Source organism: Clostridium kluyveri DSM 555 (assembly GCF_000016505.1).
GTDB classification, from domain to species: Bacteria; Bacillota; Clostridia; order Clostridiales; family Clostridiaceae; genus Clostridium_B; species Clostridium_B kluyveri.
The window spans coordinates 915,360-929,339 of sequence record NC_009706.1; the positions used below are offsets into that span (position 1 = coordinate 915,360).

Consider the following 13,980-nt stretch of genomic DNA (forward strand, 5'->3'; position numbering starts at 1 on the left):
GTCATGAAGGTAAAAAAGTTATTGGACAGTTTTAACTATGCTATTGAGGGAATAATATATTCTGTTAGAACCCAGAGAAATATGAGAATACACATGACAGTAGCTCTTTTAGTGTTGATTATATGCTTCTTTTATGACCTAAGCAAGGCAGAAATACTAGCTGTAATAATAACCATAAGCATGGTTATTATGGCTGAACTCTTTAATACCGCAGTAGAATTCGCAATAGATGCAACCACCAACTATTATCATCCACTGGCCAAAATATCAAAAAATGCAGCGGCAGGGGCGGTACTTATTACTGCAGTAAATGCTATAGCTGTGGGTTTTATAGTATTTGGAGATAAACTAGAGTATATGAATTTTATAGTTATAAAGAAAGTTAGAAGTACAAGTCCTTATACTATATTTATAATATTAACAGTTGTATGTATAGCTACTATAGGTATAAAAGCCATATTTGGAGAGGGTACTCCCCTTAAAGGAGGTATGCCAAGCGGACACAGTGCTCTAGCTTTTTCCATAGCTACTACCATTGCTTTAATAACGGGAGAGTTAGCAGTAGTTATTTTAAGCTATCTTTTAGCTTTTATAGTGGCACAGAGCAGGGTAGATTCGGAAGCACATTCTGTAATGGAGGTGATTTATGGAGGGATATTTGGAACCTTAGTAACAGCTTTTCTTTTTAGAATATTTGGATAGAAGAGTCTATTTAATCGGAAAGTCTATATTTTCAGGGGGAATGATATGGATTATAAAAAATTGATTTCTAAAGCTGTGGATGCGAAAAAACTTGCCTATGCTCCTTATTCCAAATTCAGAGTTGGAGCAGCTGTACTAACAGGAGATGGAAATATATATACAGGCTGCAATATAGAAAATGTCTCTTATGGAGCCACTAACTGTGCAGAGAGAACTGCCGTATTTAAGGCTGTCTCAGAAGGACATAGGGATTTAAGGGCTATTGCAATAGCAGGATCAAATAAAGAATATACTTATCCCTGTGGTATATGCAGACAGGTAATTTCAGAGTTTGCACGGGAAGATATGGAAATCATAATAGTAAAAAATGAAAATGAGTATATGGTAAAAAAGTTAGAAGAAATTTTACCCTATGCATTTATAAAAAAACATTTGGAAAATAGGGAGAAAGTTTATGATTAAATCAGGATTTATTACAATCATAGGAAGACCTAATGTAGGAAAATCTACATTGTTAAACAGTATTATGGGAGAAAAACTGTCTATTGTATCTTGTAAACCACAGACTACCAGGAATAGTATACAGACTATTTTAACTAGGGATGATTTTCAGTTGATCTTTGTAGATACACCGGGCATACATAAACCTAAGCATAAGCTGGGAAATTATATGGTAAAAGTTGCGGAAAGTTCTGTGAAGGATGTGGATTTAATACTCTTTTTAATAACTCCTGATGTAGAAGTTGGAAAAGGAGATAGATATATTTTAGAACAACTTAAAAAGGAAAATATACCTGTATTTTTAGTGGTAAATAAGATAGATGAAAATCCACAGGAAAAAGTAGCTCAGACTTTAAAAAATTATTCGGAGATTTTTGATTTTGCTGAGATTATACCAATATCTGCATTAAAGCAAAAAAATGTGAAGGAACTTGTAGAACTTATGGTAAAGTATATGCCGGAAGGACCTAAATATTATCCGGATGATATGATTACAGATAAACAGGAAAAATTCGTAGTAAGCGAGATTATAAGAGAAAAAGCACTTAGACTTCTTTCAAAAGAAGTTCCTCATGGCATAGCTGTGGATATACTCTCTATGAAAAAAAATTCCAAGGGATTGTATAATATAGAGGCTACTATACTTTGTGAAAAAGAATCTCATAAGGGAATAATAATAGGAAAAAAAGGAGCTATGCTAAAAAAAATATCTACTTATGCCAGAGAAGATATTGAAAAATTTTTAGATTCAAAGGTTTATTTAGAGGTTTGGGTTAAGGTTAAAAAGGAATGGAGAGATAGTGATAGGCTGTTAAAGGAGTTAGGATATAAATAAATTAATATAGAAATTTATTTTAGAATAAGGGATATACTAAATAAAGTGGGGGATGATTTTCTGGCTATATTTAAAACTAGGGCTATAATTATAAAGACGCAGGATATAAAAGAATCAGATAAGTTAGTATGGCTTTTTACTGAAAAACTTGGTAAAATATCTACTATAGCTAAAGGTTCTAAAAAGAGCAGAAGTCCGCTATTTTCTACTACTCTTCAGTTTTGCTATGGAGATTATGTGGTTTATAAAGGGAAAAGTTTGTATGTTATAAATGAAAGTAGTTTAATAGACTCATTTCAACATTTATTAAATGACTTAAATGATTTAACTTATGCTTCGTATTTTTGTGAACTTACAGATATAGCAATGGATGATGGGGAGAGTAGCAGAGAACTTTTTAGGTATTTGGCTACTTCTTTTTATCTTATAAGAAGTCACGCAGTAGATATTGAGACATTAGCAAGAACTTTTGAATTGAAAATTTTAAAGACTACAGGATATGGACTTAATTTTGACTATTGTGCTTTATGCAGAAAAAAAATAACATCTTTTGAGTATCTGCACCTCCAGTATTTAGGAGGGATCTGCAGAGAATGTGACAAAGAAAACAGTATGCATATAAGTTACTCTACCTGTAGTGCATTAAAGTATCTGTCTAGTATTTCTATGGAAAATGTGTATAAGGTTGTTTTAACTAAAGAGGTGAAAGAAGAATTATATAAAGTTTTGACACTTATTATTTCTCAAAATTATTTTAGGAAACCTAAAAGTTTAGATATTTTAAGGAATCTTATAAGTTTTGAAAAGAATAAAGTCTAAAAAAGGAGAGAAAAATATGAGTGAAGTAACATTAGAAAAAATTGATATTATAAGAGAAAGAACTGGAGTGACTTATTCCGAGGCAAAGGAGGCATTGGAATTTTGTGATGCCAATGTAGTTGATGCACTTATATATATAGAACAAAATAAAAAATCTTATAAAGATAATTTGTATACAACAAAAGATGAATTTCTACAATGGATAAAAGATCTAGTGAATAAGGGAAATGTAAATAGGATAAAAATAAAAAAAGATGACAGAGTAGTAGTAGATATTCCTGTAAATGCAGGTATTGCTGCAACATTAACGGCTCTTGTATGGCCACCACTTATAGCTATAGGTATATTAACTGCTGTAATTACTAAGGTAACTATAGAAATAACTAGAGATGATGGAACAGTAGAGATAGTAAATAAGATAATAAAAAATGGAGTTAAAAATACAGTAAATGATATGAAAGATAAGGTATATGATGCAGCCTCTTCAGTTAAGGATAAATTCTCCAATAAAGAAAAAGAAGAGGATAAGAACACATATAAATATACTGTAAAATTCGATGATATAGATGAGGAAGAAAAAGAGTATGGCGGGGATAATGAGGAACACAAAGAGTAAATATTATGTTTATAACATATAATCAAAGACAGCTGTATTAAAGACTATTGTTTGTGTAAATATGGATAGTAATAGTTTTAATTATAATGACAATTTTCAGTAAAGAATGAAATCATATACTATTCACCCACATATATATGGTATAATGACTATAGGAAATTAACTTTGGGAACTTATACTAAATTCCTCTTAGTAAATGTTTGCACAATTATTTAATTTACTATAGAGAGAGAGGGTGGACATCATTAAACTATCATCAAGGCAAGAGAAAATAATAGAATTAGTAAAGGAACATGCACCTATAACCAGTGAACAGCTTGCAAATAAATTAAATGTTACAAGAGCAGCGCTCAGACCAGATTTAGCTATACTTACTATGACAGGTATATTAGAGGCAAAACCTAAGGTGGGATATATATATTCTAAAAAACCTTCATACAGTTTAATATATGACTATATTATGAATATAAAGGTAAAGGATATAATGTCAAAGCCTGTAATGCTGGATGAAAATACTACAGTGTATGATGCTATAGTATACTTATTTTTAAATGATGTAGGAACTTTATTTATAGAGAATAAAGGGGTTCTTACAGGAGCTGTTTCAAGAAAGGATTTTTTAAAGATAGCTATAGGAAGTAGTGATATGCATAAAATACCAGTGGGTATAATAATGACTAGAATGCCTAATATTGTATTTGTAGAAAAAGAAGATGCTGCGTATCTGGCAGCTCAGAAGATAATGGAACATGAGGTTGATAGCCTTCCCGTGGTAGAGAGATCCTATGATGAATCAAATAATGAAATTCTTAAAATTATAGGAAAAGTTTCAAAGACAAATATAACAAGACTTTTTGTAAAAATAGGGGAAAATAAATAGAGTCAATGAGCAGTTTAATATCTGCTCATATTTATAAAAAATATATGTAAAATCTTGCAAATAAAGGAGAATGTGTCCTATGGAAAATAAAAAGTATGTGTATCTCTTTAATGAAGGAAATGCCAGTATGAAAAATTTGTTGGGAGGCAAAGGAGCTAATTTAGCTGAAATGACAAATTTGGGAATACCTGTTCCCGCTGGATTTACTATATCTACAGAAGCATGCATTAAGTATTATGAAGATGGAAAAGTAATATCATCATATATTATAGATCAAATTTATGCCTCGTTGAAAGGTATAGAGGAGATCACAGGTAAAAAATTTGGCAGTGTAGAAAATCCTCTTTTAGTTTCAGTAAGATCGGGAGCCAGGGTTTCTATGCCTGGAATGATGGATACTATATTGAATTTGGGGTTAAATGATGATACTGTAAAAGGTTTGGCTAAGTTAACTGGCAATGAAAGATTTGCTTACGATTCTTATAGAAGATTTATTCAGATGTTTTCCGATGTAGTCAAAGGTATTGAGAAGAGGAAATTTGAGGATATACTAGAAGATACCAAGAATGCAAAAGGTGTTGAGTTTGATAAGGATTTAGATTCATCTGATTTAATTAATATAATTAAAAAGTTTAAAGAGCTTTATAGAGATGAAATAGGAAAAGATTTTCCACAAGAACCTGAGCAGCAGTTAATTCAGTCTGTTACAGCTGTTTTTGACTCTTGGGAAAATCCAAGAGCCGTAGTTTATAGAAGACTTAATGATATTTCAGGCAAATGGGGAACTGCAGTAAATGTTCAATCCATGGTATTTGGAAATATGGGAGAAACTTCAGGTACGGGAGTTGCATTTACAAGAAATCCTGCTACTGGAGAAAAATCCATATTTGGGGAATATCTTATAAATGCACAGGGAGAAGATGTAGTTGCAGGTATAAGAACGCCGGAACCTATAACTAAGTTGAAAGAGGATCTTCCAGAGTGTTATTCAGAGTTTATGGATATAGCTCAAAAGTTGGAAAACCACTATAAGGATATGCAGGATATGGAGTTCACCATAGAACAGGGTACTTTGTATTTCCTTCAGACCAGAAATGGAAAAAGAACAGCTCAGTCTGCTCTTAAAATAGCAGTGGATATGGTAGAAGAAGGTCTTATTACTAAAGAAGAAGCCATACTTAAAGTGGAGCCTAGACAATTGGATACCCTGCTTCATCCTAATTTTCACAGTGAGGAATTGAAAAAGGCAACTGTAATAGCTAAAGGGCTTCCAGCATCTCCGGGAGCTGCTTGTGGCAAAATATATTTTACAGCAGAAGATGCCAAAAGGCACCATGATGAAGGTGAAAAAGTAATACTTGTAAGACTTGAAACATCTCCAGAGGATATTGAAGGAATGGCAGCTTCAGAAGGAATACTTACCATTAGGGGAGGAATGACATCTCATGCTGCTGTTGTAGCCAGAGGTATGGGAATCTGTTGTGTAGCTGGATGTGGCGGCCTAATCATAGATGAGAGTACCAAAAGCCTCCGCAGCCTCAATAAAGTTTATAAAGAGGGAGACTACATATCATTAGATGGAAGTACCGGAAATGTATATGGAGAATCTATAAAAACAGTATCACCTGAGATATCTGGATATTTTGAAATTTTTATGGAATGGGCAGATAATATAAGGTATTTAAAGGTTAGGACAAATGCGGATACACCAAGGGATGCTAAACAGGCCATTGAATTTGGAGCTGAAGGAATAGGGCTTTGCAGGACAGAGCATATGTTTTTTGATGAAGACAGAATATCGGAAGTAAGGGAAATGATAGTGTCAAAAACAGAAGAACAAAGAAGAAAGGCATTAAGTAAACTGCTTCCAAGACAAAAGGGAGACTTTATTGGAATATATGAAGCTATGGAAGATAAACCTGTAACAATTAGATTTTTAGATCCACCACTACATGAATTTCTACCAACTGAAACTGAGGATATAAAAAATCTAGCACAGGACATGGGTATAAGTTTTCAGGAGTTGAAAGACACCATAGACTCATTACATGAATTTAATCCTATGATGGGACATAGAGGCTGTAGATTAACTGTTTCATATCCTGAAATAGCAGAGATGCAAACTAGAGCCATAATTGAAGCTGCTATAGATGTCAAGAAAAGAAAAGGCTATAATATAGTACCTGAAATAATGATACCTCTTGTAGGAGAAATAAAAGAGTTAAAATATGTTAAAGATATAGTTGTAAAAGTAGCAGATGAAATAATACAAAAAGAAAACGTAGATTTAAAGTATAAAGTTGGAACCATGATAGAAATTCCTAGGGCTGCCATTACAGCAGATGAAATAGCAAAAGAAGCGGAATTCTTTTCATTTGGTACTAATGATTTGACTCAAATGACTTTTGGATTCTCAAGAGATGATGCGGGCAAATTCCTAAATGATTATTACGAAAAGAAAGTGTATGAGTTCGATCCTTTTGAAAAATTAGATCAGATTGGAGTAGGAAAGCTGGTTGAAATGTCTGTAGAGTTAGGTAAGAAAACAAGGCCGGATATACATCTCGGCATATGTGGAGAGCATGGAGGAGATCCTTCTTCAGTAGAGTTTTTCCACAATGTAGGGCTTGATTATGTTTCTTGTTCTCCTTTTAGAGTTCCAGTAGCAAGATTGGCAGCAGCACAGGCTCAGGTAAAACATCCAAGATCAAGTTTAAAGTAAAATAAATGGTTGTAAGAGTGCTTAGAAAGCCTTATATAATAAAGGTTTAAAGGTATTTATATTGTAAGAGTTATAGGGTATTGAAACTTTAAATTAGTAGTTAATTTTAGTTTCAATGCTCTATTTTAGTTGTAAAGTAGTATTATAGAACATTTTTTATTTTTAATTATGGAACATTTTTGTGGTAAAATAGTGATGAAAGAAATCCAATTGTTAGTATTATTATATAATTAAGATGAAAAACCATTTAGTAGTTGTCTCTGAAAGTGATTAAAGCTAGATTAGGGTATATAATAAGTAAAAAATTCAATATCATAATGATATTTCACTTGGATTAAGTAAAAAAGATGAAAATCATAAAAAATTAAAGAGAGTACATTGCTGGAGGTACAAGATAAGTTTATAAGTAAGGTTGATGAGGAGTTGCATGGATTATTCGTAGAGTATGGAGATATCATAAATATCGAGATGGCAATTATATATAGGGTAATTTACATATGTGCTTTCAAGGATGCCTTGAGGTCTAATGCTGATTTCTGTTTTTCTTATATATTCTCAACAAGCTGTTAAGAACAATGTTTAATTTTTTAATCATGAGTAATATCAAGTATAAAGGGGGAAAATTCGTGAAAATATTAATTATTGGAAGCAAAGACCGATATCTGAAATATATGCCAAATATAAAATTCGTACAAGACTGCGAAAAAGTCTATATACCAAGAGACTATTCTCAGACAGAAATTTTGGACCAAGCAAAGAATGTCAATGCAATCATTATTGATGCTATTGCAAAACTACCCGAAAAAATAATTGTTCAGATGCCGAACCTCAAGATTATACAGTCAGAAGGAGTTGCCTATAACGGAATCGATTGTCGGGCGGCAAAGCAAAGAGGTATATATGTCTGCAATTGTAAAGGTGCAAATGCAAGTTCTGTAGCAGAACAAACCATCCTCCTTATGCTGGCACTACTCCGAAGCATGGTTATCGCTGATCGAATTGAACGTGAAGGTTATCAAATCGAATTAAAGGAACATTTGATGCTGGAAGGTATCACAGAACTGGGTGACTGTAGAATTGGCCTTATTGGATTCGGCGATATTGCCAAGGCGACGGCAAAACGGTTGGCTCCATTCGGTTGCAAAATTTTTTACTATACGAAACGGCCGAAGTCGCATTATGTGGAAAAGGAATTTCAAGTTTCCTATTTAGGAAGAAAGGAACTAATTAGTAGCTGCGATATTGTTAGTATTCATTGTCCAGTGACTCCGGAAACTACTGGTATGGTCAACACTGAATTTTTATCCCACATGAAGCATAGTTCTTATCTTATTAATACTGCGCGGGGAGAAATTGTGGATAACCAAGCATTGTATAATGCCATAGTTTCTGAACAAATCAGCGGGGCAGGCTTGGATACGGTTTATCCGGAACCGACCACCAAGGATAATGTTCTACTGAATCTTCCGGGAAAATATGCGGAGCGGATTATTTTTTCACCTCATATAGGTGGTATCACGACGAGCTTTTTCCGCCGGGCCCATGCCTTTGTCTGGAACAATGTGGCAAAAGCTTTGAAAGGTGAAAGACCGGAATTTATTGTGAATGGATTATAATGACGCTTCTAAATAAAGGGGGCAATACAATAAGACTTGGAAATGACAAACGCCCGATCTTTAACGAAGTCAAAAAGTCTTATGGGGGTGGACGTAGACCTCTTTATCTACATAAGAATATTGTCTCAAAAGATGAATTATTAAGCAATAATTATATTTAAACGAATGCTCATATTTAAGAATAACAGAGTAACATTTTGAAGTGTCTCCTATGAGGGGAAGCTTTAGTAGCCATAGCTGCCATGCTTGCTGTTTTATAGATTATCCAAAACATCAGAAAAAAACCAATCTTACTATGTCTTAAAAAGCTATAAAAGCTGTTTTTCAGAATACATTATGAATTTTTTTGTTGCTGGTGAAAGTTTATCTGTGTTAGGTACAGCGATGCCAAGAGAAATATACCTTTCTGGTTGCAATGGGAGCTTTGCAACATTACAGACACGCCCTTTCGTAATCAACTCATTCATCACACTCATACCGAGGCCACATTCAATCATTGAGAGGGCAGCATAATTCTCAAAAGTTTTATAACGGATTTTAGGTGAAATTTTATCATTACGGAATAATTGGACTACATCGTAATCATATCCGCAGGCAGGCATAATAAAATTCTCTGATTCACAATTCTTAAGTGGGTACGCATTTTCTTTTGCCAAAGGGTGATCCAATGGGAGCACAGCTAACATGGGATCATCTCGCAAAGGGATCCAATCAAATTTCATATTTGGCTGATAACTCATAAATCCCAAGTCTATTTTTCGCTCTTCCAGCCATGTGACTACCTCCTGCCGGATACCCTCCATTAACTTAATACGAATATTTGGATAATCGCTTTGAAAATTTTTAATAATTCTCGGCAGCCAATGTACTGCAATACTAGAATAGCTTCCAATGTGAATTGTTCCTGTGTTCAATCCTTTGATTTCGGAAACAGTTTGGGAAAAATCCTCCTCTAAACGCAGCAGCTCACGCAGAATTGGCACAAGACGTTCGCCGTTTTCAGTTAGCTGAACACCTTTTTTGCCTCTTGTTAGGATATTAAATCCCAATTCATCTTCTAATGCGTTCATCATGTGCGTAACACCGGAAGGTGTATAGTCAAGCTGTGCGGCGGCCTTGGTGAAACTTCCCAAATCGATTGATGTTAGAAAAACTTTATATTTTTTTAGATCCATAATACACTCTCCTATATATGAGAAATTCTCAACTTAAAATTTAAGAAATGTCGTTTTACTTAATACATTTTTCATTATATACTAATGTGAGAAAGAATACAACAGAAAAGAAAGCAGGCGCAGAACATGAAATCCAGAATTGTAGTTAAAGTTGGAACTTCGACATTAACCAGTGAAAATGGAAAAATAGATTTACGTAACATTGAGCATTTGGTTCGGGTTTTATCAGACATCATGGCAAAAGGAGTTGAAGTCGTACTTGTCACTTCGGCAGCTATTACAGTAGGCTATGAAAAAATGGGGCTTCCCGCCCGCCCGAAAGAATTAAATTTGACTCAAGCTGCCGCCGCTGTTGGCCAATGTGAGTTAATGCATATCTATGATAAGCTGTTCAACGAATATGGCAGGGTTGCTGCTCAAATCTTATTGGACGAGGAAGATATGTGCTGTGAAAAACGGCGTCAAAACTTGCTCCGTACTTTTTTAACTTTGTTGGAGCATGGTATTATACCGATTGTCAATGAAAACGATTCTGTTAGCTATCAAGAAATCGAATCGGCTGACAAGCTGTTTGGAGATAATGATACGTTATCGGCTCATGTTGCACTTTTATGCGGTGCTGATAAATTGATTTTGCTTTCGGATATTGATGGGTTCTATGAGCAAGATCCGAGAGAAAATCAGAACGCAGAGTTAATCCAACAGGTATCATGTATCGACGAACACATTAAAAAATTGGCAGGAGGAAGTGGAACCGCAAGGGGTACTGGTGGCATGATTACTAAAATTCATGCAGCAGAATTGGTGACACCTTATGGCTGCGAAATGTTCATTGTCAACGGTGCTTATCCCAATTATATTTATTCTATTTTAGAGGGGGTCTCTGTGGGAACCTATTTTAAGACAACGAAAGAAATACAGACAATAAAATAGTATCTATAGTATTTTATGTATTGCTAACACAGTGATTACTAAAAATGTAGTTTGTAATATTATATAGTAAATTATATGTAAGCAAATCCAACTGTAGGAGGTGTATATATAAAAGTTATGGTAAGAGGCTTATAACACTTGTACACTAAATAAGAAGAGGAGATAATTTTATGGATGATCTTTATATGAATAAAATTCAAGACACGGTAAAAAATATAATGAAAGATATGAAAAATTCTGAGGAACAAAGTATATATAAAAACTTATTTTCCAAAGGTAAAATTGGAGGTTTAGAATTAAAAAATAGAATAGTAATGACACCTATGGAAAATTGCCTAAATAATAAGGATGCTACTGTATCAGATGAGATGATTGCCTTTTATGTTGAAAGGGCAAAAGGTGGCATTGGACTTATAATCACAGAGGTAACAAGGGTAAATGATGAAAATGGAGTAGCTGACAGACAGCAATTATCTGCTGCTCATGATAAATATATACCTGGACTTAAAAAGCTGGCTGATGCTGTACATGAAAATGGAGGCAAAATATTTATTCAGCTTCACCATCCGGGAAGACAGGGTTTTTGTGAGGTAAACGGTAACAAGCCAATGATGGCACCAAGTAGAACTCAATGTAATGTGGTACACCAGGAAACAAGGGAAATGACTACAAAAGAAGCAGAAGGATTAGTACAGGATTTCATAAATGCCGCCTGTAGAGTTAGGGCAGCGGGTATTGATGGGGTTGAAATACACGGTGCTCATGGATATTTGATCAATCAATTTTTAAGTCCTTATACAAATAAAAGAACTGATAAATACGGTGGAAGCTTTGAAAATAGAATGAGATTTATTGAAGAAATAGTTATAGGAATAAGAGAAAAATGTGGACAAGATTATCCGGTTATAGCAAGGCTGTCCGTAGATGAATTTTTAAGAACTAATGGTGTTGAAGATGGAATACTTTTGAAAGATGGAATTAAAATTGCAAAACATCTAGAGAAAATAGGGGTTGATGCAATAGATGTAAGTGCAGGTATTTATGAAACCATGAATGTATCCTGGGAACCTATATCTTTTTCTCAAGGGTGGAAGCTGTACCTTGCAGAAGAAATAAAGAAATCAATTAATATTCCTGTAATATCAGCAGCAGTGATTAGAGAAGCAGCTTATGCAGATAAAATAATAGGAGAAGGCCGTACAGATTTTGTGGGTTCTGCAAGACTTCATTTTGCAGACCCTGAATGGTCTAATAAAGCAAGAGAAAACCGTGCTTATGAATCCAGGTTATGTATATCCTGCCTTCACTGTATAGAAACCTTGTTTAGTGGAGTAGCTACAGGTAATCCTGTAGAGTGTAGTATAAATATTCAGGCAGGAAAAGAATTTGAGTATTGTAATATGAAAAAAAATGGAGATGGAAGAGTGGTAGTAATATTGGGAGCAGGTCCTTCGGGACTTGAAGCCGCAAGGGTACTTGCCATGAGAAAATTCAAACCTATAATATTTGAGAAATCAGATAGGATAGGTGGTCAACTTAATCTGGCAAATAAACCTCCTAAGAAAGAAAAAATATCATGGCTTATAAATTATTTGCAATTACAAGTCCATAAGTTGGGAGTGGAAATAAGGCTTAATAAAATACCTACCATTGATGAAATTAAGAAACTAAGTCCTTATGCTGTATTTGTGGCAGAAGGCTCAAGTCCTATAATTCCTGAGTCCATAAATGGTATTCATGGAAAAAATGTATTCACTATTGTGGATGTATTATCAGGGAAAACAGAAATTTATAATAAAAAAGTAGCAGTAATAGGTTCAGGAATGACAGGACTTGAAACTGCAGAATTTTTAGCATCAAAGAATAATGATGTAACTGTATTTGAGATGGGAGATAACATAGGTGAGGGCGTATTTTTTCAAAATTTAACAGATGTTCAGGGAAGGTTAAAAAAACACAATGTAGAAATGATTACAAATCATAAATTAATCAGCATAAGAAATAATACAGTGATATTTGAAATACTTCCTCATGGAGAAATAAAAGAATATGATTTTGATTATATAATCATATCATTAGGGACAAGTCCAAACAAAGAGCTTATAGATGAAATAAAGTCAAACTTTTATACAGTAAGGGTAATAGGAGATGCTGAAAAGCCTGGAAGAATACGAAATGCAATGGAAACTGGATTTGAAAGTGCGTATAATCTATAAAAATTAATCTAAAATATACTATAGATAATATTAATTTTACTATAGTATATTTTAGCATTGTATATTTAAAGAAGTATTTATGCAGAATTTAAATATTACTATTTTATTTTGATATTTAGTATTTCAAAATGTTTAAAACAATAGCAATTAGGGGTAATTGTTAATCCAGAAGGTAAGTACCCTTTTTGCTAATTATCCATATAAAAGTAATTTAATATATGTATTTGTAAGTAGAGAAGAAAGAAAAGAGTTTTTACCTGTGTAATACAGCTGATGGTATTAGGCCGTATTTTTAAATATTACTTAATTATTTCAATTTCAATATCTTTTCCATTTGCATATTTTTTTAAAAGTTCTTTACTATACTTTAAATATTCATTAATATCAGTTTTACCACTAAAGGAATAAATACACATTAATATTTCACTGGCATTACTTGTTATCATAGCTCTCTCAGAATCACTTGTTGGGCTTCCAAAACTACCGATATAATCAGTTAATACTGGAAGGTTTTCTATATTTATTTGCCCTTTACCGATTCCTTTGTATTGACCGTCTTTTTTACCTATCATTAAAGAAATTGGGTTATGTAAGTTTTCAATATTATATGAACCTATAGGAAACTTTGATTTCAATGATATTAGATTATTAATGTCTACAATGTTGTTTATTTTATAGACTCCTTTTCCCTGCAATATCCTTCTTATTAATGCTTCTGAAGATAATCTATATTTACTAGGTACTTTACCTAGTTTTTTATATATTTCTCTTCCTTCTTTAATTCTAGGTAGTGATGCTAGTTCTTCTATATGAATTTCTTTCTTTAAAACTTCACAATAATCGTTAATTTCTTTCCATAAACTATCACTGCTGTTTTCTACATCTACATGCGCTTGTATACAGCCTAGTGTCATTTCAGGACAAATTTTCTTTAATTCTTCGCAAATTATAACATTTACCATAAT

At 33.4% G+C, this 13,980-nt stretch carries 13 protein-coding genes; 11 read left to right on the forward strand and 2 right to left on the reverse strand.

Annotated features, from left to right (window positions below; all coding sequences use genetic code 11):
* The first annotated feature begins 3 nt into the window (after positions 1-3).
* The 9 genes from CKL_RS04485 to CKL_RS20610 all read left to right on the forward strand — a co-directional run bounded on the left by CKL_RS04485 (position 4) and on the right by CKL_RS20610 (position 8,852).
* Positions 4-702 carry a diacylglycerol kinase gene (locus CKL_RS04485; protein WP_012101293.1) on the forward strand — a complete coding sequence of 233 codons (699 nt, stop codon included), beginning with the start codon at positions 4-6 and terminating at the stop codon, positions 700-702.
* A gap of 45 nt (positions 703-747) precedes the next feature.
* On the forward strand, positions 748-1,164 hold the full coding sequence (locus CKL_RS04490; protein WP_012101294.1) for a cytidine deaminase: 417 nt from the start codon (positions 748-750) through the stop codon (positions 1,162-1,164).
* Positions 1,157-2,038 (forward strand): GTPase Era, encoded by an 882-nt coding sequence (era, locus tag CKL_RS04495; protein WP_012101295.1) that lies wholly within the window; start codon positions 1,157-1,159, stop codon positions 2,036-2,038. The genes CKL_RS04490 and era overlap by 8 nt, the downstream gene beginning before the upstream one ends.
* A 45-nt stretch (positions 2,039-2,083) precedes the next feature.
* On the forward strand, positions 2,084-2,857 hold the full coding sequence (gene recO / locus CKL_RS04500) for a DNA repair protein RecO (RefSeq protein ID WP_012101296.1): 774 nt from the start codon (positions 2,084-2,086) through the stop codon (positions 2,855-2,857).
* A gap of 16 nt (positions 2,858-2,873) precedes the next feature.
* Entirely contained in the window at positions 2,874-3,473 is a 600-nt protein-coding gene (locus CKL_RS04505) for a DUF4342 domain-containing protein (RefSeq protein ID WP_012101297.1), read from the forward strand.
* A gap of 235 nt (positions 3,474-3,708) precedes the next feature.
* Positions 3,709-4,353: a transcriptional regulator CcpN gene (ccpN, locus tag CKL_RS04510; RefSeq protein ID WP_012101298.1), complete on the forward strand. Its 645-nt coding sequence runs from the start codon at positions 3,709-3,711 to the stop codon at positions 4,351-4,353.
* A gap of 79 nt (positions 4,354-4,432) precedes the next feature.
* Positions 4,433-7,075 (forward strand): pyruvate, phosphate dikinase, encoded by a 2,643-nt coding sequence (ppdK, locus tag CKL_RS04515; protein ID WP_012101299.1) that lies wholly within the window; start codon positions 4,433-4,435, stop codon positions 7,073-7,075.
* Positions 7,076-7,701: 626 nt separating this feature from the next.
* Complete coding sequence (locus CKL_RS04525) at positions 7,702-8,691, forward strand: NAD(P)-dependent oxidoreductase (RefSeq protein ID WP_012101301.1); 990 nt, start codon at positions 7,702-7,704, stop codon at positions 8,689-8,691.
* Entirely contained in the window at positions 8,691-8,852 is a 162-nt protein-coding gene (locus CKL_RS20610) for a hypothetical protein (protein WP_155814019.1), read from the forward strand. The genes CKL_RS04525 and CKL_RS20610 overlap by 1 nt, the downstream gene beginning before the upstream one ends.
* 147 nt (positions 8,853-8,999) lie before the next feature.
* Here the strand turns inward: CKL_RS20610 and CKL_RS04530 are convergent, their stop codons facing one another.
* On the reverse strand, positions 9,000-9,866 hold the full coding sequence (locus tag CKL_RS04530) for a LysR family transcriptional regulator (protein WP_012101302.1): 867 nt from the start codon (positions 9,864-9,866) through the stop codon (positions 9,000-9,002).
* A 126-nt stretch (positions 9,867-9,992) separates the two neighbouring features.
* Here CKL_RS04530 and proB point away from each other — a divergent pair, with 126 nt between their 5' ends.
* Positions 9,993-10,799: a glutamate 5-kinase gene (gene proB, locus CKL_RS04535; protein WP_012101303.1), complete on the forward strand. Its 807-nt coding sequence runs from the start codon at positions 9,993-9,995 to the stop codon at positions 10,797-10,799.
* A 170-nt stretch (positions 10,800-10,969) separates the two neighbouring features.
* Positions 10,970-13,015: an oxidoreductase gene (locus tag CKL_RS04540; RefSeq protein WP_012101304.1), complete on the forward strand. Its 2,046-nt coding sequence runs from the start codon at positions 10,970-10,972 to the stop codon at positions 13,013-13,015.
* A gap of 299 nt (positions 13,016-13,314) precedes the next feature.
* On the opposite strand, the gene CKL_RS04545 is transcribed toward CKL_RS04540, so the two are convergent.
* The gene (locus tag CKL_RS04545) at positions 13,315-13,977 is read right to left on the reverse strand and encodes a B3/B4 domain-containing protein (RefSeq protein WP_012101305.1); all 663 of its coding nucleotides are present in this window, start codon (positions 13,975-13,977) and stop codon (positions 13,315-13,317) included.
* Between the last annotated feature and the right edge of the window lie 3 nt (positions 13,978-13,980).